Consider the following 26,178-nt stretch of genomic DNA (forward strand, 5'->3'; position numbering starts at 1 on the left):
GGGAACTGCGCGAGTCCGGAAGGTCCGGGCCTGCCACCGTCCACGGGCAGCCGGGTGCACGTGGCACGTTCCCCGCGCCCCGGGTGGTGCAACTAGATGACCGTTGCTCCCGGCACCGGGCCGTGGGTCGCGTGGGCGTCGCGGCAGGTGCCCGAGACCCGCAGCGCCTCGGCCAAGGCGGCAGCCGTTTCCGCGTCGGGGGCGAGGAAGGCGCAGGTGGGGCCGGAGCCGGAGACCAGGGCGGCCAGGGCGCCGGCGGCGAGGCCGGTGTCCAGGGTTTCGGCCAGCGTCGGTCGCAGGGAGACCGCGGCGGGCTGGAGGTCGTTGGTCAGCGCGGCGGCCAGGGCCTTGGCGTCACCGGCCGCGAGCGCCGCGACCAGGTCGGCGGAGAGTGCGGGGGTGGGGACGTCCGCGTCCGAGGAGCCGAGCCCGGCGGCCTCGCGGAGCCGGTCGCACTCGCGGAACACCGCCGGCGTGGAGAGCCCGCCGTCGGCCACCGCGAACACCCAGTGGAACGTACCGCCCACCGGCAGCGCCTCGAGCAGCTCGCCGCGGCCGCGGCCGAGCGCGACCCCGCCGAACAGCGCGAACGGCACGTCCGAGCCCAGCTCCGCGGCCAGCTCGAGCAGCACCGACCGCGGCGTGCCCAGGCCCCACAGCGCGTCGCAGGCGAGCAGCGCCGCCGCGCCGTCCGCGCTGCCGCCCGCCATGCCGCCCGCGACCGGGATCGACTTGGCGATGTGCAGGTGCACGGTGGGCTCGGGCAGGCCGTGGTGGGCGGCCAGCAGCCGGGCGGCCTTGGCGGCGAGGTTGCTGCCGTCCAGCGGGACGAGACCGGCGCCGAGCCCCTCGCAGCTGAGGGTCACGCCCTCGGTGCCGGCGCTCGCCGTCACCTGGTCGCCCAGCGCGACGGCGAGGAAGACGTTGGTCAGGTCGTGGAAACCGTCGGCCCGCAGCCCGCCGACGCCCAGCTGGACGTTGACCTTGGCGGGCACCCGCACGGTGACGCTCACAGCGCCTGGCTCTTCGGCTTGTGCTCGGCGATCGCGGCGAACTGCTCGACGGTGAGCATCTCGCCGCGCAGCTTGTGGTCGATCCCGGCGGCGGCCAGCGCCTCCTCGGCCCCGGCCGGGGAGCCGGCCCAGCCCGCGAGGGCGGCGCGCAGCGTCTTGCGGCGCTGGGCGAAGGCGGCGTCCACCACGGCGAAGACCTCGGTACGGGTGGCGGTGGTCCGCGGCGGCTCGCGGCGCACCAGCGAGACCAGGCCGGAGTCCACGTTCGGCGCGGGCCAGAAGACGTTGCGGCCGATGGCCCCGGCCCGCTTCACGTCCGCGTACCAGTTGGCCTTCACCGAGGGCACGCCGTAGACCTTGTTGCCCGGCTTGGCGGCGAGCCGGTCGGCGACCTCGCTCTGCACCATCACCAGCGTGCGCTCGATGCTGGGGAAGGTCGCGAGCATGTGCAGCAGCACCGGGACGGCGACGTTGTACGGCAGGTTGGCCACCAGCGCGGTCGGCGCCGGGCCCGGCAGCTCGGTGACCTCCATCGCGTCACTGAAGACCAGGTCGAAGTTCTTGGCCTGCTCCGGCATCCGGGCCGCGATCGTCGCGGGCAGGTGCTCGGCCAGCAGCGGGTCGATCTCCACCGCCGTCACGTGCTCGGCGACCTCCAGCAGCGCCAGCGTCAGCGACCCGAGCCCCGGCCCGACCTCGACCACCGCGTCCTCGGCCGTCACCCCGCCCGCCCGGACGATCCGCCGCACGGTGTTGCCGTCGATGACGAAGTTCTGCCCACGCTGCTTGGTCGGCTTCACGCCGAGCTTGGCCGCCAGCTCCCGGATGTCCGAGGCGCCGAGGAGGTGGTCGGAGGTGCTGGGGCTCTCAGAGGTGCTGCTCACCCGCCAAGGATACGGGCGGCGGGCCGCCCGTCGTCCCGGTCAGTAGTCGAAGGCGCGGGCCGTGTTGGCGGCGACGGCCTTGGCCAGGTCGTCCTCGTGGAGGCCGAGGGTGTCGGCCATCGAGCGGACGGTGACCGGGATGAGGTAGGGGGCGTTGGGGCGGCCGCGGTAGGGGTGGGGGGTGAGGAAGGGGGCGTCGGTCTCGACCAGGACGCGGTCGAGGGGGGTGGCGAGGAGGGCGTCGCGCAGGGGCTGGTTGGCCTTGAAGGTGACCGGGCCGGCGAAGGAGAGGTACCAGCCGTGCTCGGCGCAGGTGCGGGCCATGGCGGCGTCGCCGGAGTAGCAGTGGAAGACCACGCGCTCGGGGGCACCCTCGGCGAGCAGGACGGAGATGACGTCCTCATGGGCGTCCCGGTCGTGGATCACGAGTGCTTTGCCGTGCCGCTTGGCGATCTCGATGTGGCGGCGGAAGGACTCCTGCTGGATCTCCACGCCCTCGGGCCCGGTGCGGAAGTAGTCGAGCCCGGTCTCGCCGACGGCGCGGACCTGCGGCAGGGCCGCCAGCGCGTCGATCTCGGCCAGTGCGGCGTCCAGCGCGGCCTGCCCGCCCGGCTCCCGGCGCTGCCCGGACCAGCCGTCCGGGTCGCCGAGGAAGATCCGCGGCGCCTCGTTGGGGTGCAGCGCCACGGCGGCGTGCACCGATTCGTACTCGGCCGCCAGCTCGGCCGCCCAGCGCGAGCCGGGCACGTCGCAGCCGACCTGGACCACCGTGGTGACGCCCACCGAGGCGGCCTTGGCCAGGCCCTCGGCGGGCGTGCCGGACTGCATGTCGAGGTGGGTGTGCGAGTCCGCGACCGGCACCGCGAGGGGCGCGGGCAGCGGCGGCGGCGTGGTGCGGTCGGTGTCCTTGCTGGCCATGGTTCGCAAGCTTAGACCGACCGGCGGACGGGCCCCGAGGTCAGCGGCGGAAGAAGGACCACCAGTGGCGGCGCGGCGCGCGCTGGGGGCCCGGCGGGTCGGCCGGCACGGCGTGCGAGGGGTAGCCCGGAGCGGTGTGCAGCGTGCTCTCGACCGTGGCCACCCGGCCCGCCCGCATGATCCGGACGGTGTGCCCGCCGCAGCCCGGGCAGGCCGGCTTGAGCAGCGGGGACGGCACCCGGACGCCGTTGGCGTGGTACTCGATCAGCACGTGCCCGTCACGGGCCCGGTGGTGCTCGATGTCGTACGCCTGCTCCCAGCCGTAGCCGCAGCTCAGGCAGGCGAAGGAGTACGCCTCGCGGACGGTCTCGACCGGGGTCGGCGGCCTGGTGGTGAGCCCGACGGCACCGGGCTCACGCTCGTTCGCACTCGCAGTCAGGGGGCTACCGATGGTCTCGCTCATAGCCGTCTCCCACGCCCTCCGGACGTTCGTCCGGCTCGGGTCTTTCCCATCCAGGGAATGCCCGGGTGAGGCACTCCGCCACCCGGCTTGCCAAGACTTGGGGCCGAATTGGATAGGCCTGTACGAAAGCCGGGCCAAAGCTTCTCCCAGCCCGCGTTTACCCGGTGCTCCCTCCCACCGTACGACCAGCCGGACCGCCGAGCACACCGCAGGTCAGCGCCAGTTTCGAATGCGCGTTCCTACCGCTGCTTGGCGGCCACCACGGCGTCGAACACCACGCTCTTGCGCAGGCCCAGCTCGACGGCGACGGCGGCGATCGCCTCCTTGCGGCGCTCCCCCGCCTCCTCCCGGGCGGCGACCCGTTCGGCCATCTGGGCGGGGGTCAGCTCGGCCGGGGCAGCCGGCGGGGCACCGGCCACCACCACGGTGATCTCGCCCTTGACACCCTCGGCGGCCCAGGCGGCCAGCTCGGCCAGCGGGCCGCGCTTGACCTCCTCGTACGTCTTGGTGAGCTCGCGGCAGACGGCGGCCGGGCGCTCGCCGCCGAAGGCCTCGGCCATCGCGGCCAGCGCCTCGGCGATCCGGTGCGGGGCCTCGAAGAAGACCATGGTGCGGGGCTCGGCGGCGATCTGGGCCAGCTGGCGGGCACGGTCGCCGGTCTTGCGGGGCAGGAAGCCCTCGAAGGTGAAGCGGTCGACCGGCAGGCCGGAGAGCGCCAGTGCGGTGAGCACGGCCGAGGGGCCGGGCACCGCGGTGACCTTCACCCCGGCGGCCACGGCCGCGTCCACCAGCCGGTAGCCGGGGTCGGAGACCGAGGGCATGCCGGCGTCGGTGACCAGCAGCACCCGGGCCCCGCCGAGCAGCGCCTCGACCAGCTCGGGCGTGCGGCCCACCTCGTTGCCCTCGAAGTAGGACACCACCCGCCCACCGGGGGTGACGCCGAGCGCCTGGGTGAGGCGGCGCAGCCGCCGCGTGTCCTCCGCCGCGATCACATCCGCCGAGGCCAGCTCGGTGAGCAGCCGGGGCGGGGCGTCGGAGACGTCGCCGATGGGGGTCCCTGCGAGTACGAGTACACCTGTCACGAGGTCCATCCTCCCAGCCCCGGACGGAGTGCCTTGGTTCGGACACCCCTGTTGACCGTTCGGGGGGCGCCCCTACGATGTGGCGGTGACCGGCGACCTGGCTGACCCCCCGCGCACTGGCGTAGACCACTCCGAGCAGGAGGGGGCCGTTGCCGTGCCCGGACCGCGCGAGCCGGAGCGGGGCGGGCCCGTCACGGTGGCCGAACGGCTGGTGCCCCCGATGCCCCGCGGCCGGGAGCTCCCGGTGCCGCTCGGGGTGCGGATGTCCGGCCTGGTGCTGCCCTGGCTCTGGCGCTGGGCGACCCGCTGGTCCGGCTGGGCCGGGCCGATCGCGGTGGCGCTCTTCGGCGGGGCGCTGCGCTTCACCAGCCTCGGGCAGCCGAACGCGATCATCTTCGACGAGACGTACTACGCCAAGGACGCGTACGCGCTCTGGCACAACGGCTACGAGAGCAACTGGGCCGAGGACGCCAACACCAAGATCATGTCCGGCGGGCACGTGCCCCTGCAGACCGACCCGTCGTACATCGTCCATCCGCCGGTCGGGAAGTGGCTGATCGGCGCGGGCGAGCAGCTGTTCGGGATGCACCCCTTCGGCTGGCGGGTCGTGATGGCCCTGCTCGGCACGGTGTCGATCCTGATGATCGCCCGGATCGGGCGGCGGCTGTTCCGCTCCACCCTGCTGGGCTGCGTGGCCGGGCTGCTGCTCTCGGTGGACGGGCTGCACTTCGTGATGAGCCGGGTCGCCCTGCTCGACCTGGTGGTGATGTTCTGGTTCCTGGCCGCCTTCGGCCTGCTGCTGCTCGACCGGGACCGGACCAGGCGGCTGATCGCCGAGCGGCTGGAGCGCGGGCCGGGCGGCGACTGGCAGCACTCCCGCTGGTGGCTGTTCCTCGGCTGGCGCCCGTACCGGTGGGCCGCCGCCGTGGCACTCGGGCTGATGAGCGCCACCAAGTGGAGCGGCATGTACGCCCTGCTGGCCTTCTTCCTGCTGACCGTCTGCTGGGACGCGGGCGCCCGCAAGATGGCCGGGGCGCGCCGCTGGTGGGCGTACGGCCTCTTCGACGCCGTCTTCGCCGGCCCGCTGATGCTGCTGGTCGCCGCCGCCGTGTACATCGCCAGCTGGACCGGCTGGTTCCTCTCCAGCACCGCCCCGGGCCAGGGCGGCTACGGCCGGGACTGGGCGCTGCACCGGGCCGGGCTCTCGCCGGACCACCTCTTCGGCGTCCCGCTGCCGCAGGTGGACCTGACCTGGGTGCCGGACGCGCTGCGCAGCCTCTGGCACTACCACGCCACGATGTACGAGTTCCACACCCACCTGACCAGCCCGCACACCTACCAGTCCAACCCGTGGAGCTGGCTGGTGCAGGCCCGCCCGGTCTCGTACTTCTACGAGTCCCCCAAGCAGGGCACCAGCGGCTGCCAGGTGAGCGAGTGCGCCCGCGAGGTGCTGGCCATCGGCACCCCGCTGCTCTGGTGGACCGGGATCGTCGCGCTGGTCTACTGCCTCTACCGCTGGGCCGCGCGCCGGGACTGGCGGGCCGGGGCGGTCCTGTGCGGGCTGGCCGCCGGGTACCTGCCGTGGTTCCAGTACCAGCAGCGGACGATCTTCGTCTTCTACGCGGTGGCCTTCGTACCGTTCCTGGTGCTGGCCGTGACCATGATGCTGGGCGCCATGGTCGGCCCCGCCGGGGCGCGGCGGGAGCGGCGGGTGGCCGGAGCCGTGGGGGCCGGCCTGATCATTCTTGTGATCATGTGGAACTTTCTGTACTTCTACCCCCTCTACACAGGGGAGACCATCCCGATGGATGCCTGGCGGGCCCGCATGTGGTTCACCAGCTGGATCTGACGGCCTAAGGTGTCCGGACGGATCCATTCCGGACGCGTACGACCGATCAGGGGGAGCACGGAGCAATGAACAAGGGCGTCAAGATAGGCCTGGCCACGGTCTGCACCGCAATGCTGGGTGTCGGCGGCTACGGGGCTTACAACATCGTCAGCGCGGTGACCGGCAACGCCGACAAGCCGAAGGTCCGCACGGTGGTGGCCGGTCCGCCCGCCGCGGACCAGGCCGCGAAGACGGCCAAGGCCTTCCTGGACGCCTGGTCCAAGGGCGACCTCGAAGCGGCCGCCAAGCTGACCGACAAGCCGGACACCGCGCTGGCCGCGCTCACCGCGTTCAAGACCAAGGTCAACCCGAGCGCCCTGACCCTGACCGCCGAGGCCCACGCGCCGGCCTTCGCCGTACCCACCAGCTCGACCGCGCCCACCACCCCGTCCTCGGCCTCCCCCTCCGCCCCGGCGGAGGACACCTCCGGTCAGGTGGTGCTCGGCTACCAGGCCAAGGCCGAATTCGCCGGGACGGCCAACGCCTGGAGTTACGAGGGCGTGCTGGGGCTGGTGAAGATGAGCGACAACACGGCCGCCGTGCACTGGAGCCAGCACGTCATCCACCCGCACCTGGACGCCGGTGAGTCCATCTCGGTGCAGCCGGTCGCCGCCCAGCCCGGCACCCTGCAGGACCGCAAGGGCCGGCCGATCAAGACCTTCGACTCGCTCTCCCCGCTGCTCGCGAGCTTCAAGTACCAGCCGCCGGCCGACGCCGGGGGCGCCGGGACGGGCGTGGCGATCACCAACGACTCGACCGGCAAGGCCGAGCAGCTCTTCACCATCACCGACCCCAAGCCGCAGCCCTCGCTCAAGCTGACCCTGGACGCGGACCTGCAGCGGGCGGCCGAGGCGGCGGTGAAGTCGCAGACCGGCCACAACGTCGGCCTGGTGGCGATCGAGCCGAGCACCGGCAACGTGCTGGCCATCGCCAACAACCCGGCCACCGGCATGAACCGGGCCTTCCTCGGCGCGGTGGCGCCGGGCTCGACGATGAAGATCATCACGGCCGCCGCGCTGCTCGAGGCCGGGGTCAAGTCCGGGGACGCGATGCCCTGCCCGCCGACCTTCACCCAGGTCGGGCAGACGGTGAAGAACGACAAGGACGAGCAGGACCCGGGCGCGTCCTTCCTCAAGGACTTCCAGATGTCCTGCAACACCGCCTTCCTCCAGGCCGGCACCAGCAAGCTCAAGCGCGGCGACATGGAGACCCTCGCCAAGGACGCGTTCGGGCTCGGCACGACCTGGAAGACCGGCCTGCCGATCGCCCCGCCGAAGGTGCCCGCGCCCACCAGTGACAACCAGTGGGCCGTCCAGCTGATGGGCCAGGGCAGCCTGCAGATGAGCCCGCTGGCGATGGCCTCGGTCGCGGCGACGGTGCAGAACGGCACCTTCCACCAGCCGGTGCTCGTCCCCGGCATGGAGCAGCAGCCCGCCGCCAAGCAGCTCTCCTCGGACACCCTGGACGCCCTGCGGCAGATGATGCGCTCGGTCGTGACCAGCGGCACCGCCGCCGGGGTCGGCCTGCCCAGCGGCTCCGGCGCCAAGACCGGCACCGCCGAGGTCGGCAACCAGGCCAAGCCCAACAGCTGGCTGACCGCCTACTCGGGCGACCTCGCCGTCGCCGTCCTGGTCGAGGCCGGCGGCTACGGCGCCGACGCCGCCGGGCCGGTGGCCGCGTCGGTGCTGAAGGTCGGCAACAAGCACTGAGGCCGGAGCGGTCCAGGGCCGGACAGGCCCTGGACCGGGCCGGCCCTATCGCTTGGCGTTGGCCTTGGGCGGCGGTCCGGCCGGGGTGCCGTAGACCGCCGCCACGTTGTCGGCGGCCGGGTGGGCCTCGCCCGCCGGGCCGGCGGCGAAGGTGCGGAGCAGGTTCTCGGTGACCTTGCGGGTGAAGGCGCCGGCCTTGGCGTCCATGCCGTGGTCGCCGCCGCCCTCGGGGGTGCCGGCGTCCAGGGCCTCGACCCAGCGCATGGTGCCGCTGGCGAAGACGCCGGCGCCGCCGGGGGTGGAGTAGAAGGCGGTGTCGGCGAAGCTCTTGCGGCCGTCGCAGACCACCGGGGAGTGCGCGAGGATCTCGATCGGCCGGGGCGTCGGGAAGCCGGTGTTGACCCGGTCGTACTCGACCCCGACCAGGTGGGGGAAGCTGTCGCCCTGCTTGGCGCCGGTGCCCTCGAGGAGCCAGTGGCCGGGGTTGGTCACCACGTACGGCGCGTCCACCGGGTAACCGTCGTAGATCACGCCGAGCAGCGAGCTCTCCGGATCGGCCCCCGGCGCGGAGCGGAAGTCGGTGGTGGCCGGCTTGCCTGCCTTGTACCCCGGGTCGTCCTTCCAGGCGCCCTTGTAGCAGACCACCATCCGGTCCGGCCCCAGCTCGGTGGGCTCGAAGCGGACCCGGCGGAAGCAGCAGTTCGCCCCCAGGATCGCCAGGTTGCTGCCCGCGTCCCGGGCGGCGGCGATGTGCTGGCGCTGCTCGTTCGACCAGTACTCGTCGTGCCCGAGCGAGAGCACCGCCGTGGCGCCCTGCAGCGCCGCCTGGTCGGCCGCCACGTCCACGTTGGTGGTGTAGGCGAGCGGGATGCCCAGCTGCTCGGCCAGCGCGATCAGCGGGGCCTCGTACACCAGGAAGAGCCCGGCGCCGTCGTCGTACTTGTACGGGCGGTCGAAGGTGACCTGCAGCGAGCGGGTCGGCAGGCCGCCGGTCGGGCCGTTGTAGAGGTTGTAGCCGCCCCACTCGTTGTAGGCCTGCCAGGTGGCGACGGCGTTGACGACCACGGTGCGGCCCTCGGCGGAGCGCGAGCGCACGGTGACCGGAACGTACCGCTGGCCGGCGCCGCCGTCCGCGTCCAGGCGCAGCAGGTAGCAGCCCTCGGGCCAGTCGGTGGTGTCGACCGTGGTGCTCTTGGACCACTTCGTCCGGACGGTGCGGGTCTTCTGGTCGACGGAGAAGGCGGGCTGCTTGGTGCCCGGCAGGCGGTCGGACTTCCAGACCAGCCGGGCCCGGGCGCCGCCGTACCAGCCCATCCGGTACGCCGAGACGGTGAAGCCGGGGGCGGTGGTGGACACGTTCAGGCCGAAGGACTCCCCCGGCAGCACGCTGACCCGGTCGGCGAAGCCCTCGATCGCCTGGTCGGGGCCGGCCTTGGTGATCCGCCAGTCGGCGTTGCCGGGGCGGCCGTTCTCGGCCTCGGCCGAGCGGCTCGCGGCGGGCGTGCCGGTGCCGCCGCCGGGTGCTCTGGTGCTGAGGCTCGCGGCGGGGCCCCGGCCCTGGCCTTCGCCTTCGCCGGAGCCACAGGCAGTCAGCCCGGCGGCGGCACCGACCGCCAGGCCGAGGAATCGCCGACGGTTGGTCCCCCGCTGCTCGCTCATGCCCGCACTTTATGCCGTTCCAGGCGGTCGGCCCTTATCGGGGGCGGCCCGGGTTGACCAGCCGTCAGACGGGGCCACAGGAGCAGCACGGCGGGCAGGGCGAGGTAGCCGAAGCGGGCGGCCGGGGCGAGCAGCACGGCCAGGGTGAAGCCGGCGGCCAGCAGGTCGGCGGCGGCGGTCGCGGTGGCGGGCGGGTGGGCGAGGGCGTACCGGGCGAGGCCGAGGGCGGCCAGCGCGAGCAGGGTGAGCGAGAGGGCGTGGCCGGCCGGGCCGAGGCCGGCGAGCAGCTTGCCGGGCAGCGGGCTCCCGGCCGGGGTGGGCACGCTGCCGAGCCCGAGCGGGAAGCGCAGCACCTGGTCACGCAGCACGTCCGGGCGGCCGAGGGCGAGCGGGAGCACGGCGGCGGCCGTGGTGAGCAGCGCCGCGAGGGCGAAGCGGCCCGCCGCCGTCGGCCCCCGGCGGTGGTGCAGCAGCAGGGCGAGCACGGGCAGCGCGGGCCAGGCCGTCCACTTGAGGCCGCAGGCCAGACCGAGCACCAGCCCGGCCGCCACCGGCCGCGACCGGCCGGCCAGCGCCAGGGCCAGGCAGCAGAGCCCGATCAGCGGCAGGTCCACCCCGCCGACGGCCAGCGGCAGCGCGATCAGCGGCGAGGCGGTGAGCGCGGCCAGCGGCAGCCCGGTGCGGCGCCGGCCGAGCAGCCGCCCGCAGGCGAGCAGGCCGAGCAGGAAGACCAGCGCGAACCAGATCCGGGCGTCCCCCGCCAGCAGCCGGGCCGGGCCGACGTTGCCCAGCCAGGCCCGGGGCAGGCCGAAGAGGGTCATCAGCGGCAGGTACGGGTTGTAGTCGCTGGGCAGCACGGGGGCGGTCAGGTACGGGAGGCCGGTGTGCACCAGCAGGTCGGCCGAGCGCTCGACCACCATCACCTCGGACTGCCGCCGCTCGTGCACCGAGAGCAGCACCAGCGGCGCGAGCACCGCCCCGAGCAGCCCGGCCACCGCCGCGGCCGGCCCGGCCGGGCGCCGGGGCAGCGCGGCGCGCAGCAGGGCGGCCAGCGCGTACGAAGGGGCGGCCAGCGCGCCCCACAGGGACTGGTTGGGCCCGGCCCCGGCGAGCGGGAAGACCGCGGCCCAGCCCGCCGCCGCGGCCCAGCCGAGCGCCTGGACACCACGGTCGGTCACGTCGGGGATCCGGACGCTCACCATGGGTGAAGGGTAGGCGCGCCGGGTGGACGGCCGGTGGAGGCGGGCGCGCGTCCGGGTGACCAACACCCGGACGACCGCGGCGAGGGCCGGCGCGATCCCGGATCGCGGCGACCGGCTACCCCCGGAAGAGGTTGCGGCCCACGTCCTTGGGGACGATGTCCTGCACCGGGGTGCTGCCCGGGCCGGGCACGTGCTCGCCGGGGATCGGCTCGGTGGACTCCCGGTGCAGCAGGACCACGCCGTCCTCGGCCCAGATCTGCCGGTAGCCGTGGGCGAGCAGCAGCTGCACCCGGTCCGCCTGCTGCTGGGCGGACTGGAACGGGAAGGTCCGCACCTTCGGCCGGATCAGCACGTACGCGCGGCCGCGCGGGGTGCCGTCCACCAGGACGGCGTCGGTGCGGGCGGTGAGCCGGGGCACCACCTGGTTGTCGGCCTCGACGGAGGCGCCGTCCGGGATCAGCGCGGCGGCCCGGACCATCGCGGCGGCGCTGGTCTTGGGCGTCCAGCTGGTGGGCAGCAGCAGGCCGCCGATGCCCAGCGGCACCGCCGCCACCAGCGAGAGCGCGGCCGCGGTGAGCCCGAGCCGGCGGGCGGTCAGGGGCTTACGGGCGTGCAGGCGGCCGAGCGCCTCCAGGGCAGCGGTGAGCAGCACCGGCCAGAGGAAGGCGTCGTAGTGATGGGTGATCGGCCAGTGGTTGGGGTTGTCGGAGAGCACCCGCTCGGTCAGCAGCGGCAGGGCGCACAGGGTGGTGGCCGAACGCAGCGGGAGCAGCAGGAGGGTGCCGAACAGCCAGAGCACCAGCAGCGACTTGACCGGGGTGCTGAACACGTCCTGCAGCAGCAGCGAGGGGTCGGCGAGCACGTTGTGCAGGGCGGAGCCGGCGTCCGGGCCGAGCGAGCCGTAGTTCCAGTAGTAGCCGGGCACGCCGCCCATCGCGGGTATCAGCCAGACGATCGCGGCCGCGGCGGCCACCGGCCCGGCCACCAGCAGCCCGAGCCCCCAGCCGAGCCCCCGCGCGTCGTGGCTGCGGCGGCTGCGCAGCACCAGGACCAGGCCGTACGCGCCGACCAGCAGGCCGAGGTCCTCCTTGGTGCCGCACAGCAGCAGGGCGGCGAGCGCCATGGTGCCGTAGCGGCGGGCCGCGCCGCGCTCGAACATCAGCAGGGTGAGCGGCACGGCGAAGGCGACTTCGTGGAAACCGCCCTTGGCGGCGGTGAGCAGCGGCCAGCCGAGGGCGTAGACCAGGCCGGCCAGGTCGGCGGCCCGGCGGGCCCGGTGCGGGCCGGCGTGGGCGAAGCTGCGGTGGGCGATCCGGCGGACCAGCGGCACGCCGACCGCGAAGAGCAGCGCCTGGCCGAGCATCAGGGTGCGCGGGTCGTTCCAGAGCCAGTAGAGCGGGGCGAGCAGTGCCAGCACGGGCGAGAAGTGGTCGCCGAGCAGTGAGAAGCCGGGCGGGAACTCGTGGTGGTAGCTCTTGACCTCCGAGACCGGCAGGCCGAAGTGCGCGTAGCCGCGGACGCCCTGGTCGAATATCGAGAGGTCGAAGCCGCCGATCTGCACGGCCGTCCACTGCTGGAGGCCGAGGGCGAAGGTGATCCCGGCGCAGACCAGCATCAGCATCAGCGTCCGGCGTCTCGAGCGCCCGGCCGGTGCGGCGGGCGGTGACACCACGACGGCAGGGGCCGCCACCGTCTCGGCAGTCGTTCTGCTGGACGTGGGCATGGCGCTGGTCCCCCCGGTGAGCCGCCCCCACCCTGGTGGGCCGGGGCCAAGCCACACACGCTAGCCCAGGCCCGGGAGGGCCTCCGTGACGCCCGTCACCCCGGCCGTCACAGTGCGGTCACAGGAAGCGGAACGGCGGGCTCACCGGTGCAGCAGGGTGACCCCGCCGTCGGAGACCACCACCCGGTAGCCGTCGTCCTTCGCCAGCGCCAGCTCGTGCAGCTCCTGCTCGGGGGTGAGCGGCCAGCCCATCGGGCTGCCCTCGTCCACCGCGAGCCACTCGGCGGTGTTCCAGCGCTCTGGGCGGTCGAAGAGGATCACCGTGCAGCGGTCGGTGAGCTGGGGCACCAGCCGGTTGGAGGCGGCGACCCGGGCGCCGTCGGGGATCCGGGTCAGCAGCCGGTGCACGGCGGCGGCCCGGTCGGAGTGGGCCCAGAGCAGGCCGGTGCCGAGCTGGCCGAGCGGGTAGCCGGGCACCAGGAGGACCGTCACGGCGAGGCTCACGGCGAGCGCCCGGCGCCGGAGGCCGGGGTGCCGGACGAGCGCGTCCACGAAGGCCGCGAACACGATCGGCATCAGCACGGCGCTGTAGTGGTAGTAGGTGGTCCAGTAGTTGGGGTTGGCGGAGGCGAGCCGCCAGCCCACGGTGGGGACCGCCAGCGCCAGCAGCGGTGAGCGGACGGCGAGGAAGGCCGTCACGGCCAGCAGCAGGATCAGGGTGCGGGCCTTGTCGGCCGGGGTGATCAGGTCGAGCGGGAGGGTCCAGAGGCTGTGGCCGTGGGTGGCGGCGCCGCTGTCCATCTCCGTCCAGTAGGCGAACCGGCCGCCGGGGTTCATCGCGGGCAGCAGGACGAGCATCTCCAGCGCCGTCGCCGCCAGGCCGAACGCGGCGGTCAGCAGGCCGAGCCGCCGGGCGCCGCGCCAGGCGACCAGGCAGCCGAGGGCGGCGAGGGTGACCCCGAGGTCCTCCTTGACCAGCACCAGCGGCGCGCCCCAGGCCACCGCGTGCCCGAGCCGCCCCTCCCCCAGCGCGACCACCGCGTAGGCGACCAGCGGCACCGCGAAGCAGATCTCGTGGAAGTCGAAGCCCACGGCCGAGGCGATCCCCCAGGAGGCCCCGTACCCGACGCCGACCACCACGGCCGCGCCCGGGCCGAGCCGCCGCTGGGCGTAGCCGGTCAGCGGGTGCACGGCCAGGGCGAGCAGGGCGGCCTGCCCGAGCAGCAGTGCCTTCGCCCCCGGCCAGAGCCAGTACAGCGGGGCGAGCAGGGCCAGCACCGGCGAGAAGTGGTCCCCGAGCTGGTTGAAGCCGTCCGCCTTGAGCGCCACGGTCGGCGCGTGGCCCTCGGCGTAGCCCCGGACGGCCTGCTCGAAGATCCCGAGGTCGTACCCGGTGGTCAGCGCCTGGTCGTGCCGCCGGAAGGAGAGCAGGGTGTAGGCGAGGAGGAAGAGCGCCGCCAGGGCCCACGGCAGGTACGGCCACCGCCGGGCCGGGCGCGTGGGTATCTCCGGCTCGACCCGTACGGATGCGGCCACGGTCAACGTCGTCACGCCTGGTTCCCCCCGGAAGTACGGCCCACTGTCTGAAATATTGTCAGACAGTCATACGCGTACATCGCTTCCGGAGTTGCACCGGGGTCAGCGGTCCAGCACCGCCTGCATCACGGACTTGGCGATCGGGGCGGCCAGCCCGCCGCCGGTGACGTCGGTGGCGCCGCTGTCGGCGATCACGACGGCGACGGCCACCGGGGGCACCTGGTCGGAGCCGCTCGGCCTGGCCCAGGAGATGAACCAGGCGTACGGGATGCCGGTGTTGTCCACACCGTGCTGGGCGGTGCCGGTCTTGCCGCCGACGGTGGCGCCGCTGATCCGGGCGCTGCGGCCGGTGCCGTTCTCCACCACGTCCGTCATCAGCTGCTGCACCTGCCTGGCCACGCCGGAGCTGATCGCCTGCCGGTAGACGGCGGGCTTCATCACCTGCACGGTGGTGCCGTCGCTCCTGGTCAGCTTGTCCACAAGCTGTGGATGCATCACCAGGCCGTTGTTGGCGACCCCGGCGGCGACCATCGCCATCACCAGCGGGGTGGCGGCGGTGTCGAACTGGCCGATCGAGGAGAGTGCGACCTGGGACTGGTTCATCTTGGTGTCGAAGTTGCTCCGGGCCGCCCGGACGGGGGTGTCGAGCTTGGCGTCGTTGAAGCCGAAGCCCTCCGCCGTCGCCACCATCCTCTGCAGCCCGACCTGCGTCCCGAGGTAGCCCATGACGCTGTTGCAGGAGTTGACCATCGCCTGGTCCAGGGTCTGGTTCGGCTCGTCGCAGGCAGTGGTGTCGTTGACCAGCGCCGTGGTGGTGCCGGGCATCACGAACGGGTAGGGCGCGCCGGTGCCCGCGTCGATGCCGGTCACCACGCCGTTCGCCAGGGCGGCTGCGGCGGTGACCACCTTGAAGGTCGAGCCCGGCGGGTAGATCTGGCGCAACGCCCGGTTGAGCATCGGCTGGTCGGTGTCGGCCTGCAGCTTGTTCCAGGCGTCCTGGTCGGCCTTGCCGGAGCCCGCGAAGGAGCCGGGGTCGTAGCTCGGCGTGCTGGCCAGGGCGAGGATCCGGCCGGTGGCCGGCTCGATCGCGGCGACGGCGCCCTTCTGGTCGCCGAGGCCCTTCATCGCGGCCTGCTGGGCGGCCTTGTCGATGGTGGTGAACACGTCCCCGCCGGGGTTCTGCTTGCGGGCGATCTCGTCCCAGAGCGCCCAGCTCGCCAGCCGGCTGTCGGTGCCGGAGAGCAGGTCGTCGTCCACCCCCTCGATCTGGGTGTTGCCGAAGATCTGCGAGGAGTAGCCGGTGACGGCGGCGTACTGCGGGCCGTCGGTGTAGGTGCGCTTGTAGTCGTACCTCCCGCCCGTCCCGGCCGAGCCGGTGACCGGCTCGGCGCCGACCAGGATGTTGCCGCGCGGCTGGCTGTACCGCTCGACGGTCAGGCGCTGGTTGGCGGTGTTGTGGTCGAGCGAATCGGCCTGGAAGACCTGCACCCTGGTCGCCTGGACGGCCAGGGCGAGGATCAGCAGCAGGCAGAAGGTGCCCGCGCGGCGCCCGGTGGTGGAGATGCCGGGCAGGCCGAGCGGGCCGTTGGTACTCCTCGGAGTGCCGCTTCGACGGAACATCACACCTCTTCGGGCGGCGGGAGCGGGCGGCGGGCGGCGTCGCTCATCCGGACCAGCAGCGCGACGATGATCCAGTTGGTCACCACCGAGGAGCCGCCCTGGGCGATGAACGGCAGCGTCATACCGGTCAGCGGGATCAGGTCGAGCACCCCGCCCGCGACCACGAACACCTGCAGGCCGACGATGGCCGCCAGCCCGATCGCCAGCAGCCGGCCGAACGGGTCACGCAGGGCGATGCCGGTGCGGAAGCCGCGCGAGACCAGCAGGGCGTAGAGCAACAGGATCGCCACCAGGCCGACCAGGCCCAGCTCTTCCCCGATCGTGGCCAGGATGAAGTCGGACTTGGCGGCGAAGCCGATCAGGATCGAGTGCCCGAGACCGAGCCCGGCGCCGAGCATCCCGCCCCAGGCGAAGGCGAACAGTGACTGGGCGATCTGGTTGGCGCCCTGGCCGGCCGCGATCGAACCCAGCGGGTCCAGCCAGTCGGTGACCCTGCTGTGCACGTGCGGGGAGAGCCAGCCGACCGTCACCGCGCCGGCGGCCGCCAGGACGAGGCCGATGGCGATCCAGCCGCTGCGGGCGGTGGCCACGTACAGCATCACCACGAAGAGCCCGAAGAACAGCAGCGAGGTGCCGAGGTCGGTCTCGAGCACCAGCACGCCGACGAAGGCCGCCCAGATCAGCAGCACCGGGCCGAGCACCCGGCCGCGCGGCAGCTGGAACCGCCACACCTTGCGGCCGGTGAGCGCGAGCGCGTCGCGGTGGACGGCCAGGTAGGCGGCGAAGAAGACCGCCAGCAGGATCTTGGCGAACTCGCCGGGCTGGAAGGAGAGCGGGCCGAGCTTGATCCAGATCCGCGAGCCGTAGACCGGCGGGAAGAAGATCGGCAGCACCAGCAGCACCAGCGCGGCCAGCGCGCCCACGTACGCGTAGCGCTGGAGCACCTTGTGGTCGCGCAGCAGGACCACCACGGCGAGGAAGAGCGCGACGCCCAGGGTGGACCAGAGCAGCTGGGTCGGCGCGGCCTGGCTGTTCGGGGTGGCCCGGTCGAGCCGGTAGATGACCACCAGGCCGATGCCGTTGAGCAGCACCGCGATCGGCAGCAGCAGCGGGTCGGCGTACTTCGCCTTCCAGCGGATCACCCCGTGGGCCAGCAGCGCCAGCACCCCGAGGGCGGCGCCGTACCCGGCCGCGCCCGAGGGCACGCGGCCGTCGATGTTCACACCGACCTCGACGTACCCGAAGACGGCGACCGCCACCGCGCCGAGGGTGAGCACGAGCTCGGTGGTGCGGCGGCTCCTGACGGGCGGTCGGGGCGGCGCGGCGCTGCGCGCGGCGGCGGAGGGTGAGGCCACGGCCTTCCTGTCGGAGCATCGGGGCCGCCCCTGCGCGGAGCGGCCCCTGGATCGGGTCGGTCAGGCGGGTCGGTCAGACGCCCGCGGTCCGGGCTGCCTCGACGGTGGCGCGGAGTTCGGCCTCGGCCTCGGTGCTGAGCGAGGTCTGGATGATCTGGCCGCCGAAGCGGGCCAGGGCGGGCACGACCTTGTCGGCGGTCGCCTTGCGCACCAGCAGGAAGACGGCGGCGGAGCCGGGCTGCAGGTGCTCGCCGACCTGCCTCATGAAGTTGTCGTCCACCCCGATGTCGGTGGAGGCCCCGATGGCCGCGCCGGTCGCCCCGCCGACGGCCGCACCCAGGAAGGGCATGAAGAAGAGCAGCCCGATCACCCCGCCCCAGAGCGCCCCCGAAGCGGCCCCGGCCCCGGTGGTACTGACGGCCTGGTGCAGCTTGATCCGGCCGTCCTCCCGCCGTTCGACGACGACGGCGTCCTCCAGCTCGATCAGCTTCTGCTTCTGGAGGCTCACCGCCTCGGCCCGGACCTGCTGGGCGGTGGCGAGATCGGGGTAGGCGATCGCGAAGAGGTTGCTCACCGGGTGGATCCTTCCGACGCGTACGGTCTGGCGGTTCCCTCGCACCCTAGTCGCGATTAGCCATATTTATTGCCATTGATTCCGGTGTGTCCGGATTGCGTAGGCCGCTGCTGCGGTGACGGCCAGCGCGGCCTCGACCGGGGCGAGCAGCGGAAGGTGCACCTCGCCGGTGTACGCGGCGGTGATCAGGGCGTGCACGGTGTCGTTCGCCGGCGAGCCGGGCAGTGCCAGGGCCAGCACCGAGCCGCCGAGGCTCAGCGGGATGCCGTACTGCGCACGCGACAGCACCGGCCGTACGGTCAGCGCCCCGAGGGCCACCCCGAGCAGCACGCTCACCACCGTGGCCAGCAGGGCCGCGAACAGCGTCGGCCCGAGCGGGGCGGGCGGGACGTCCGGCCTCGGCACGCTGGTGGGGCCGCCGAACGCCCACACCGCCGCGAACCCGGCCAGCCCCAGCGCCGAACCGACCAGACCGGCCGTCAGCAGCGCCGCCAGGTGCAGCCGCCCCGGCCCCACGGCCGCCCCCAGACAGGCCCGCGCGGCGGGCCCCTCGCCGGTCGCCGTGCAGCGCACGTACCAGGCCGTCACCGGCAGCAGCACGGCGGTCGTGTACCCGTAGGCGGTGAGCAGCGACTCCCCCGCCGTCCAGCCGAGCCCCAGCAACAGCACGTATGCCAGGAACGGCGGCAACCACCGCTGGGACCGGAACAGCAGCTCCAACTGGTACGCCACCAGGGGGGCGAGGAACCGCGCGGCCCGCCCGGCACCTCGCCGCACCGGTGCGCTCTCAGTCGGTTGCACTACCTGGGGGCGCGGGGAACTGCGCGAGATGGCAGGCGAGAGGCCGGTGCCTTCCGAGCTCGCGCAGTTCCCCGCGCCCCTGGTCTGTGCAACCGAACGTATGTGGGCTCCTGCAGCAAGCAGGCGGCTCAGCAGAGCGTCCGAGTGCTCGGTGTCGCTCTCCAGCCGGACGAGGCCCTCCCGCCCGACGGCCTCGATCAGGACGATCTCGGCGGACGGGGCGTCAAGCTCCGCCCGCTGCAGGCCGGCCGCCTCGACGGTGTAGGCGGCGGTGACCGATCCGGCCAGCCGGGTCGGGTCGTGGTCGACGAAGAGCACCCGGCCGCCCTGCGCGGCCCGCTCCACGGCGGCCTGGTCGAGCAGCGCCCGGGCCTCCTGGTCGAGCCCCGTCCAGGCCTCGTCCAGGAGCAGGACCTCCGCCTCGGCGATCAGCGCCTGCACGACGGCCACCTTCTGGCAGGTGCCCTTGGAGAGCCGGCTGAGTGGTGTCCCGGCGTAGCCCGCGATGCCGAACCGCTCCAGCCAGTGGTCGGTCCGGCGGGCCGCCTCGGCCGTGGAGAGGCCGTGCACCCGCCCGAGGTGGTGCAGGTAGGAGCGCACGTCGAACGGCAGCGCGGGCGGGAAGCGCTCGGGCACGTACGCACGCCGCCCCCGCACCTCCACCCGCCCCGCGCTCGGCCGCTCAAGACCGCCGACGAGCTTCAGCAGCGTGGACTTCCCGCTCCCGTTCGCCCCGCCGATCCGGACCAGCTCACCCGGGCCGACCGTCAGGTCGACGCCCTGGAGCACCCACCGCCCGTACCGCTTCCCCGCCCCGTGCAGTTCCATCAGCACTCCCCCGCCCTCTCCGTGGCCCGCAGCCTACGGACGAAGGTGTGTGAGCAGCGTGAACGCCGAGGGACCGCATTGGTCTTCGACAACTGACGGTCCCTAGGATGCGGCGGTGACGATCATCCAACGACGATGGCAGGCCCGGCCGGTGAGGCTGCTGGCCGCCCTGGCGATAGCCGCCGGGGCCGCGCTGAGCGGCTTGCCGGCCCATGCCGACGAACCGACCGCCCCGCCGACGCAGAGTGGCGCCCCGCAGAGCTCCGAGGCGCCGCGCGTCGACCTGGTGCTGGACGTGAGCGGCTCGATGCGGGCCACCGACATCCAGGGCAAGAGCCGGATCTCGGTCGCCCAGCAGTCGATCGACGAGGTGATCGACGCGCTGCCGAGCGAGACCCAGTTCGGCATCCGCACCTTCGGCGCGACCGTCCCGGTCAGCGACAAGGCCCGCGGCTGCCAGGACACCCAGCAGCTCTTCCCGATCGGGAAGACCGACAAGGTGGAGGCCAAGACGGCCGTCGCCACCCTGCGGCCCACCGGCTGGACCCCGATCGGCCTCGCGCTGCGCGGCGCCGCCCAGGACCTCGGCAGCGGGCAGACCACCCGACGGATCGTGCTGGTCACCGACGGCGAGGACGACTGCGGCCCGCCGGACCCGTGCGAGGTGGCCCGCGAGCTGGCCGCCCAGGGCACCCACCTGGTGGTGGACACCCTCGGCCTGGCGCACGACGACAAGACCACCGCGCAGCTGGAGTGCATCGCCAACGCGACCGGCGGCACCTACACCGACGTGCGCACCCAGCAGCAGATGACCGACAAGGTGAAGCAGCTGGTCACCCGGGCCGGGGACACCTACAAGGTGACGCCGGTGAAGACCACCGGCACCGACAGGTGCCCCGACGCGCCGCTGCTGGCCCCCGGGGTCTACAGCGACCGCGAGAAGTTCTCCGAGCACCGGGTGTACCGCGTGCCGGTGCGGGCCGGCCAGGAGCTGCGGGCCGCCGTCAGCGTCTCGCTGGACCGCCCGGTGGCCCGGGACTACGGCGTGCTGCTGCAGGCCACCGACGCCGACGGCCAGGAGCTGGTGCGCGGCACGGACGCGGCGAGCGGCCGCACCGACGTGCTCTCCACCGGCGTGCGCTGGTCCGCCCCGGGCAAGGCCCCCTCGGCCTCGGCTTCGGCCTCGGTCACCCCCTCGGCGACCGCCTCCCCCGCGGCGCTCTCCGGTGCGGCGGGCAGCACCGTCTGCCTGATCGTCAGCAACTCGCTGGCCCCGCAGGCCGGCAGCCAGGCCGAGCCCGGCCTGCCGCTCGAACTGACGGTGGACGTGGCCGCCGCCTCGCCCGCCCCCGACGGCCCGGCGGCCGGGCTCGGGCGCGGCTGGGTGCTGCTGCTCGTGCTCACCGGCGCCGGCCTGCTGACCGGCCTGGTCTTCGGCTGGCTGGCGCGCTGGCGGATCGCTGTCTGGCGGGAGAACTGACCATGCGACACCTCACCTCCACCCTGCTCGGCCTCGCCGCGGCCACCGCGCTGGTGCCGCTGACGGCCTCGGCGGCGTCGGCCGCCTCGGCCAGCCCGGTCGCGGCCTCCGCCCCGGCCACCACCGCCGGGACGTCCTTCCTGACCGCGACGAAGCTCGCCGCCGGGCAGGACGCCACCGTCGCGGCCTCCACCGGCGACTACCTCTACTGGGCGTTCACCGCCACCGAGGGGCAGACCGACACCGTCAAGGTCAACGTCAGCCTGCCGCCCGCCACCGACCGGCACGGGCCGCAGACCTGGTCCGTCGAGGTCTTCGACGGGCTCCGGCGGCGCCAGTCCTGCACCACCGGCCCGCAGAACGCCACCGCGGACCCCGCCACCGCGTCGCTGCACCTGAACTGCACGCTGCGCCAGGTCCGCTCCTGGGCCGAGCCCTGGTCGGGCGACCCGCTGCCCGGCACGTACTACGTCCGGCTGACCACCGGGGACGCCAACGCGCAGGACTTCGGCCTCGCGGCCCAGGTGGAGCTGCACATAGGCAGCAAGGGCGACGCCGACAACGCCCAGCCCGAGGGCGGCGAGCTGAAGGCACCGCTGGTGCCGCCCACCGCCTCCGCGGCCCCGGCCGCCCCGGCCCTCGCGGGCGCGCAGACCGAGCACCACTGGTACTCGGACCTGTTCTCCGGCTGGAACACCCGCTGGTTCTGGACCGCCGGCGGCGCCGCGCTGGCCGCCCTGGCCGGCATCGGCGGCTACACGCTGACCCGCCACCCGCGCGGCCACCGCCGCCCGGGCCGGCCCCCGCAGTACCCCGCGCAGCCCTGACGGGTGCGGCCCACGGGCCGGGGTCCGGCGTTCGCGCCGGGCTCCGGCCCTTCGCACGGAGCACACCGCCGCGTCCACCCGGGGCGATTTGTCGATTCCCGGCCCCAAGCGGATGAATCCTGGTTCCATGGCGGCGTCGGAACACGCTTCCGGGCGCCGATGGGTGACGCTCGTAGCACCCGAGCAGCAGGAGAGAGCAGGAGGCCGCAGTGTCGACATCGCAGGAAGAGCGGAGCAGTCAGGCGGCCCGGATGGGCTTCCGGGCCGCGCAGGTCGTACAGGAGATCGGCTACGACGACGACGTGGACTACGACCTCCGCGAGTCCGTCGAGGAGGTGACCGGCCAGGACTTGGTGGACGAGGAGTACGACGACGTCGCCGACGTGGTCCTGCTCTGGTTCCGCGACGACGACGGCGACCTGACGGACGCCCTGGTGGACGCGATCGGCCTGCTCGACGACCACGGCTTCATCTGGCTGCTCACCCCCAAGTCCGGCCGGGACGGCTACATCGAGCCGAGCGACGTCTCCGAGGCGGCCCGGACGGCCGGTCTCTCGCCGACCAAGTCGGCCAGCATCGCGGCCAACTGGTCCGGCACCCGGCTGGTGCCGCCGAAGGGTGAGTGAGCCGCCGTCAGGACAGCGTCCACTGCTGGGCCCGGTTGCCCGGATCGCACATGGTGACGGTCACCGGGCTGCCCGAGCCGGCTCCGGCGGTCAGGCAGTACTGCCCGGTCGGGTACATCCGGACGGTGAAGGTGTGCGCCGAGTTGTTCACGCTGGAGAACAGCCAGGTGAGGACGTCCCCGTAGCCGCCCGCGAGCTCGACCGCGCCCTGGCCGTACCCGCCGACGCCCACCTCCGGGTTGCCGGTGCTGCAGGCGTAGAGGCTCTGCCAGCCGTTCACCCCCGGCGCTCCGCGTACCCAGCCGAACTCGGTGTGGCCGCCCGTCACCAGGGCCACGCCGCCGCTGAGGTCGCCCTTGGCCAGGCCGAGCTTGAGGCCCGAGGCGACGCTCACCACGTCGCCCGCCCCGCCGCAGCCGTCCGGGCGGGCGGGCGGTCTTGGCACGCTCGGGGCCGAGGAGGCCGGCGGCTGCGGTGCCGTGCCCGTCGAACCGCCCTTGCCGCCTCCGCCGGAGGTGCCGCCGTTGCCGCCGTTGTTGCCGCCGGACGTGCTGCTGTTGCCCCCGCTGGTGGCCCCGCCGCCCTGCGGGCTGCCCGGCTGCTGCCCGCTGCCGGGCGGCGGCACCTGACCGCCGGTCAGCCCCGGCACCACCGCGGCCCCCGCGCCCGGCGGGGCCGAGCTCGGCACCGGCGTACCGCTGCCCGGCGTGCCGGAGGCGGCGCCGCTGGGCGAGCCCGGGGTGGCGGACCCCGGCGAGACGGTCGCCGAGCCGAGGCCCCCGGCCGCGGGAGCCGGGGCCGTCGCGTGCGCCCCGCTCGCGGCGTCGCTGCGGAACGGGCCCTGGTCCACCATCCAGACCGTCCCGGCCCCGGCGGTGATCACGCACGGGATGATCAGCGGCACCAGCAGCCGCGGCGCCCGCCGCCGCGGCTCGGCCGCCACCGCCACCGGCACCGGCTCGGCCTTCGGCTCGGCGACCGGAGCCACCACGGGCTCCCGCAGCGGCACCGTCGGCTCCTCGCCACCGCCACCGCCACCGGCCGCCCCGCCGGCAGCCGGACCACCTGCGGCCGGACCACCCGCGGCCGGACCGCCGAAGACCGCGCCCCCGAAGGCCGTCCCCCGGCCCAGGCCGCCACCGGCCACCGCGCCGCCGAACGCCGCGCCCTTGGCCGGGGCACCGCCGACCGGTTCCTCGCCGGTCAGGGCCGCCCGGGCCGCCGCGGCCATCGCCGCCGCATCCGGGTGGCGATCCTCCGGGCGCTTCGCCAGCGCGCGGGCGACCAGCTCACGGACCGGCCGGGGGAAGCGCACCGGCAGCTCCGGCGCCGCCTCCCGGACGTGCTTGAGGACGACCTCGAGGACGTTCGTGCCGTTGAACGGCAGCGAGCCCGTGAGCAGTTCGTAGCAGACCACGCCGAGCGAGTAGAGGTCGGCGGCCGGGGTGACGGCCGCCCCTTCGGCCTGCTCCGGGGCGACGTACAGGGCGGTGCCCAGGACGGCGTGCGAGGCGGTGATCTTCGTACCCGCCGTGGCGCTGGCGATGCCGAAGTCCGTGACGGTGACCCGGCCGTCCTCCCGGACCATCAGGTTGGAGGGCTTGATGTCCCGGTGCACCACGTCCTGACGGTGCGCCACGTGCAGGGCGTCGAGCGCCTCGGCGGCGATGGTGAGCACCCGCTCGGCGGGCAGCGGGCCCTGCTCGGCGAGCAGCGTGTCCAGCGGGCGCCCGTCGATCAGCTCCATCACGATGTAGGCGACCCGCAGGCCGGGGCCCAGCTCGCTCTCGCCGTAGTCGTGCACGGCGACGATGCCCGGGTGGCGCAGCGTCGCCAGCAGCTTGGCCTCCTGGCGGAAGCGCTTGGCGAACTCGGGGTCGTCCAGCAGCGAGGGCAGCAGGATCTTCACCGCGACCGGGCGCTCCAGCACACCGTCGTCGGCGCGCCAGACGTCGCCCATCCCGCCGCCGCCGAGCCGCTCCACCAAGGTGTAGCGACCGCCGAGCTCCGTCCCCTGACCCCACATGGCCCGCCCCCGGTTTTGTCATGCGCGGCGTACCCTCCGCCGCCCGCCCAGTGTGCCAGAGCGGCGGCACAGGTCTCGACCTCCCGTCAGCTGATCACTTCGTCCAACAACTGCCGGACGGCGCGCGGGGTCCGCAGCACCCGCAGCCGGGCCCCGGGCGCGTGCGCGGTGATCGCCGTGAGCAGCTGCGGGCGGCTGCGGCGGCGGTAGGACCAGACCCACCACCAGAAGTCGGCGCGCTCCCGCGAGCGCCGCAGCGCCCGCCAGGCGCAGCGCCAGAACGGGAAGTCGAGCAGCAGGACGGTGTCCGCCGCGCGGAGCCGGGCTTCGAGCACATCGTACGGCCCGAGGTCGCCGTCCATGATCCAGGCCTCGCCCCGGGCCAGTTCGCCCTGCCGGACGGCCCACTGCTCCGGGGGTGTCGCCTCGAGGCCGGGGCCCCAGAAGTGCTGGTCCAGTTCTATGACGGGCAGTCCGGTGAGCGTGCCGAGCCGGCGGGCCAGGGTGGACTTGCCGGCGGCGCCGCGCCCGAGGACCACGACGCGTCTCATGCCGACTGCGGCTGCGGGGTGAGGCGCCGGAACCCCTTGCGGTCGTAGTAACGGGTCATCAGGAAGCCGAACACCAGGGCGGCGGCGAAACCGATCGAGATCATGATCCAGCCCCTGGTCAGCCCCGCGTCACCGCGGGCGTCGAAGTACAGGATGGCCCGTACCCCGGCGCTGAGCTGGCGCATCGGCTCGAAGGCGCCCAGGAAGCGGTAGAAGGAGGGCACCGCCTGCAGCGGCACGGTCGCGCCCGAGGAGGGCAGGGCGAGCGCGATGAAGACGAACATCGAGACCAGCTGCCCCATGCTGCCGAACGCGGCGTTGATGGCCTGCACGCCCAGACCGACCGCCAGGCAGGCGCAGTACGAGAAGAGCCAGAGCAGCGGGATGTGCGAGGCGTCAATCCCGAGCAGCGTGATGCACGCGACCAGCACCAGGGTGGTGGTGAGCACCAGGATCCCGGCCGTCATGGCCATCTTCAGCACCAGGGTCTGGGTCCGGCCGATCGGTACGGTGGGCCGCCGCGAGTGCCAGGGGCCGATCTCGCTGTCCGCGTAGCCGAGGGCGCCGTCCACCCCGCTGTGCACCAGGTTGCCGGTGATGAAGCTGCTGAGCACCAGCAGCAGGGTCAGGTAGAAGGCGCTCAGGCCGAGGCCGCTGTGCCGCCCGATCGGGTGCCCGACCCGGGTGGTGACCTGGACCGGGTCGGCCAGCAGCAGCCGGGCGGTGGCCCCGGCCGCGGCGGCCGCCGGAGCGGCGGTCAGCTGCTTGCCGATGGCCAGTGAGGCCTGGCGGGCCGCGGTCTGGTTGATCTGGGCCGCCATCGAGGAGCCCAGGCTGCCCACGCCCGGGTTGGTCAGCACGGTGATGGCCGGCTGCTTGACGGCCTGACCGGTGGTCAGCGCGACCACGGAGGCGGTGAAGTCGGCCGGGACGACCAGTGCGCCGTAGACCTTGCCGGAGGCGAGCTGGTCCTCGGCCTCGGCCTGGGAGACCTGGTGCCATTCGATCGCCCCGGCGGGCGGGGCCGAGACGACCGAGCGGGCCACCTGGGCGCCCAGGCTGGCCGGCTGGCCGGGCAGCGGCGGGCCGGTGTCGGCGTCGACCACGGCGACCGGGAGCCGGTGCAGGTTGCCGTTCGGGTCGATGATGCCGCCCATGTAGAGCAGCGAGAGCACCAGGGTGACCAGCGCGGCGAGCACGCTCGGCGCGATCCACAGTTTCGGCAGGCGCAGCAGCGTGCCGGCCCGCTGCTGCCCGGGCGGATTCGGAGGGGCCATGGCGCCCTACGCTAGTGCGCCCCGGCGCGGCGGCCCGGGCGCGGTCCCACCTGCTGGCGCTGGCCCGCAGCAACGCGATCCCCTCTGCGCGGGTCGACGAAGTGCTGGCCGAAGTCGGCCTCACCGGTGCGGCCCG

The 26,178-nt window shown here is 73.9% G+C and carries 21 protein-coding genes; 5 read left to right on the forward strand and 16 right to left on the reverse strand.

All coding sequences use genetic code 11. The features are described 5' to 3' along the window. Positions 1-92: 92 nt before the first annotated feature. From ABT095_RS03545 to rsmI, 5 genes are all read right to left on the reverse strand, one after another. Positions 93-1,013 carry a 4-(cytidine 5'-diphospho)-2-C-methyl-D-erythritol kinase gene (locus tag ABT095_RS03545; protein ID WP_350527578.1) on the reverse strand — a complete coding sequence of 307 codons (921 nt, stop codon included), beginning with the start codon at positions 1,011-1,013 and terminating at the stop codon, positions 93-95. Next, entirely contained in the window at positions 1,010-1,897 is an 888-nt protein-coding gene (gene rsmA / locus ABT095_RS03550) for a 16S rRNA (adenine(1518)-N(6)/adenine(1519)-N(6))-dimethyltransferase RsmA (RefSeq protein WP_350527579.1), read from the reverse strand. The genes ABT095_RS03545 and rsmA overlap by 4 nt, the downstream gene beginning before the upstream one ends. 39 nt (positions 1,898-1,936) lie before the next feature. After that, positions 1,937-2,815, reverse strand: a complete 879-nt coding sequence (locus ABT095_RS03555; RefSeq protein WP_350527580.1) for a TatD family hydrolase — start codon at positions 2,813-2,815, stop codon at positions 1,937-1,939. A gap of 40 nt (positions 2,816-2,855) precedes the next feature. Next, positions 2,856-3,278: a hypothetical protein gene (locus ABT095_RS03560; RefSeq protein WP_350527581.1), complete on the reverse strand. Its 423-nt coding sequence runs from the start codon at positions 3,276-3,278 to the stop codon at positions 2,856-2,858. 239 nt (positions 3,279-3,517) lie between these two features. Then, entirely contained in the window at positions 3,518-4,360 is an 843-nt protein-coding gene (rsmI, locus tag ABT095_RS03565; RefSeq protein WP_350527582.1) for a 16S rRNA (cytidine(1402)-2'-O)-methyltransferase, read from the reverse strand. An 85-nt stretch (positions 4,361-4,445) separates the two neighbouring features. On the opposite strand from rsmI, the gene ABT095_RS03570 reads away from it, so the two are divergent. Next, complete coding sequence (locus tag ABT095_RS03570; RefSeq protein ID WP_502884805.1) at positions 4,446-6,209, forward strand: dolichyl-phosphate-mannose--protein mannosyltransferase; 1,764 nt, start codon at positions 4,446-4,448, stop codon at positions 6,207-6,209. Between the two features lie 65 nt (positions 6,210-6,274). Continuing rightward, positions 6,275-7,957 carry a penicillin-binding transpeptidase domain-containing protein gene (locus ABT095_RS03575; protein ID WP_350527584.1) on the forward strand — a complete coding sequence of 561 codons (1,683 nt, stop codon included), beginning with the start codon at positions 6,275-6,277 and terminating at the stop codon, positions 7,955-7,957. Positions 7,958-8,002: 45 nt separating this feature from the next. Here the strand turns inward: ABT095_RS03575 and ABT095_RS03580 are convergent, their stop codons facing one another. The 8 genes from ABT095_RS03580 to ABT095_RS38825 all read right to left on the reverse strand — a co-directional run bounded on the left by ABT095_RS03580 (position 8,003) and on the right by ABT095_RS38825 (position 19,255). Further along, positions 8,003-9,616, reverse strand: a complete 1,614-nt coding sequence (locus tag ABT095_RS03580; protein ID WP_350527585.1) for a N,N-dimethylformamidase beta subunit family domain-containing protein — start codon at positions 9,614-9,616, stop codon at positions 8,003-8,005. Next, the gene (locus ABT095_RS03585; RefSeq protein ID WP_350527586.1) at positions 9,613-10,818 is read right to left on the reverse strand and encodes a glycosyltransferase 87 family protein; all 1,206 of its coding nucleotides are present in this window, start codon (positions 10,816-10,818) and stop codon (positions 9,613-9,615) included. The genes ABT095_RS03580 and ABT095_RS03585 overlap by 4 nt, the downstream gene beginning before the upstream one ends. Before the next feature lie 115 nt (positions 10,819-10,933). After that, positions 10,934-12,541, reverse strand: a complete 1,608-nt coding sequence (locus tag ABT095_RS03590) for a DUF2079 domain-containing protein (protein WP_350527587.1) — start codon at positions 12,539-12,541, stop codon at positions 10,934-10,936. A gap of 141 nt (positions 12,542-12,682) precedes the next feature. Continuing rightward, complete coding sequence (locus tag ABT095_RS03595) at positions 12,683-14,092, reverse strand: DUF2079 domain-containing protein (protein WP_350527588.1); 1,410 nt, start codon at positions 14,090-14,092, stop codon at positions 12,683-12,685. 87 nt (positions 14,093-14,179) lie between these two features. Then, complete coding sequence (locus tag ABT095_RS03600) at positions 14,180-15,697, reverse strand: penicillin-binding transpeptidase domain-containing protein (protein WP_350527589.1); 1,518 nt, start codon at positions 15,695-15,697, stop codon at positions 14,180-14,182. After that, positions 15,697-17,052: an FtsW/RodA/SpoVE family cell cycle protein gene (locus ABT095_RS03605; protein WP_350527590.1), complete on the reverse strand. Its 1,356-nt coding sequence runs from the start codon at positions 17,050-17,052 to the stop codon at positions 15,697-15,699. Before ABT095_RS03605 ends, ABT095_RS03600 begins: the two co-directional genes overlap by 1 nt. A gap of 73 nt (positions 17,053-17,125) precedes the next feature. Then, positions 17,126-17,626, reverse strand: coding sequence for a DUF1269 domain-containing protein (locus ABT095_RS03610; RefSeq protein WP_350527591.1), 501 nt, complete (start codon positions 17,624-17,626; stop codon positions 17,126-17,128). A gap of 66 nt (positions 17,627-17,692) precedes the next feature. After that, positions 17,693-19,255 (reverse strand): ATP-binding cassette domain-containing protein, encoded by a 1,563-nt coding sequence (locus tag ABT095_RS38825; protein WP_502884806.1) that lies wholly within the window; start codon positions 19,253-19,255, stop codon positions 17,693-17,695. Between the two features lie 115 nt (positions 19,256-19,370). On the opposite strand from ABT095_RS38825, the gene ABT095_RS03620 reads away from it, so the two are divergent. The 3 genes from ABT095_RS03620 (at position 19,371) to ABT095_RS03630 (ending at position 22,188) form a co-directional block, all read left to right on the forward strand. Then, a complete protein-coding gene (locus ABT095_RS03620; RefSeq protein ID WP_350527592.1) occupies positions 19,371-20,735 on the forward strand; it encodes a VWA domain-containing protein in 1,365 nt (454 codons plus the stop codon). Between the two features lie 2 nt (positions 20,736-20,737). Continuing rightward, positions 20,738-21,562, forward strand: coding sequence for a peptidase (locus ABT095_RS03625; protein WP_350527593.1), 825 nt, complete (start codon positions 20,738-20,740; stop codon positions 21,560-21,562). 251 nt (positions 21,563-21,813) lie between these two features. Next, positions 21,814-22,188 (forward strand): DUF3052 domain-containing protein, encoded by a 375-nt coding sequence (locus tag ABT095_RS03630; RefSeq protein ID WP_350527615.1) that lies wholly within the window; start codon positions 21,814-21,816, stop codon positions 22,186-22,188. Between the two features lie 7 nt (positions 22,189-22,195). On the opposite strand, the gene ABT095_RS03635 is transcribed toward ABT095_RS03630, so the two are convergent. The 3 genes from ABT095_RS03635 to ABT095_RS03645 all read right to left on the reverse strand — a co-directional run bounded on the left by ABT095_RS03635 (position 22,196) and on the right by ABT095_RS03645 (position 26,042). Beyond that, complete coding sequence (locus tag ABT095_RS03635; RefSeq protein ID WP_350527594.1) at positions 22,196-24,214, reverse strand: serine/threonine-protein kinase; 2,019 nt, start codon at positions 24,212-24,214, stop codon at positions 22,196-22,198. 86 nt (positions 24,215-24,300) lie between these two features. Further along, a complete protein-coding gene (locus tag ABT095_RS03640) occupies positions 24,301-24,765 on the reverse strand; it encodes a P-loop NTPase family protein (RefSeq protein ID WP_350527595.1) in 465 nt (154 codons plus the stop codon). After that, positions 24,762-26,042, reverse strand: a complete 1,281-nt coding sequence (locus tag ABT095_RS03645; RefSeq protein ID WP_350527596.1) for a YhgE/Pip domain-containing protein — start codon at positions 26,040-26,042, stop codon at positions 24,762-24,764. The genes ABT095_RS03640 and ABT095_RS03645 overlap by 4 nt, the downstream gene beginning before the upstream one ends. Positions 26,043-26,178: the final 136 nt, after the last annotated feature.

The organism is Kitasatospora sp. NPDC002227 (assembly GCF_040296285.1).
In the GTDB taxonomy this organism is placed as follows: domain Bacteria; phylum Actinomycetota; class Actinomycetes; order Streptomycetales; family Streptomycetaceae; genus Kitasatospora.

Excerpts from the sequence above, each read along its gene's own strand:
- ABT095_RS03555 (WP_350527580.1), bottom strand. The coding sequence starts at position 2,815 with ATGGCCAGCAAGGACACCGACCGCACCACGCCGCCGCCGCTGCCCGCG.
- ABT095_RS03560 (WP_350527581.1), bottom strand. The coding sequence starts at position 3,278 with ATGAGCGAGACCATCGGTAGCCCCCTGACTGCGAGTGCGAACGAGCGT.
- ABT095_RS03575 (WP_350527584.1), top strand. The coding sequence starts at position 6,275 with ATGAACAAGGGCGTCAAGATAGGCCTGGCCACGGTCTGCACCGCAATG.
- ABT095_RS03580 (WP_350527585.1), bottom strand. The coding sequence starts at position 9,616 with ATGAGCGAGCAGCGGGGGACCAACCGTCGGCGATTCCTCGGCCTGGCG.
- ABT095_RS03585 (WP_350527586.1), bottom strand. The coding sequence starts at position 10,818 with ATGGTGAGCGTCCGGATCCCCGACGTGACCGACCGTGGTGTCCAGGCG.
- ABT095_RS03590 (WP_350527587.1), bottom strand. The coding sequence starts at position 12,541 with ATGCCCACGTCCAGCAGAACGACTGCCGAGACGGTGGCGGCCCCTGCC.
- ABT095_RS03600 (WP_350527589.1), bottom strand. The coding sequence starts at position 15,697 with ATGTTCCGTCGAAGCGGCACTCCGAGGAGTACCAACGGCCCGCTCGGC.
- ABT095_RS38825 (WP_502884806.1), bottom strand. The coding sequence starts at position 19,255 with ATGGAACTGCACGGGGCGGGGAAGCGGTACGGGCGGTGGGTGCTCCAG.
- ABT095_RS03625 (WP_350527593.1), top strand. The coding sequence starts at position 20,738 with ATGCGACACCTCACCTCCACCCTGCTCGGCCTCGCCGCGGCCACCGCG.
- ABT095_RS03630 (WP_350527615.1), top strand. The coding sequence starts at position 21,814 with ATGGGCTTCCGGGCCGCGCAGGTCGTACAGGAGATCGGCTACGACGAC.
- ABT095_RS03635 (WP_350527594.1), bottom strand. The coding sequence starts at position 24,214 with ATGTGGGGTCAGGGGACGGAGCTCGGCGGTCGCTACACCTTGGTGGAG.
- ABT095_RS03640 (WP_350527595.1), bottom strand. The coding sequence starts at position 24,765 with ATGAGACGCGTCGTGGTCCTCGGGCGCGGCGCCGCCGGCAAGTCCACC.
- ABT095_RS03645 (WP_350527596.1), bottom strand. The coding sequence starts at position 26,042 with ATGGCCCCTCCGAATCCGCCCGGGCAGCAGCGGGCCGGCACGCTGCTG.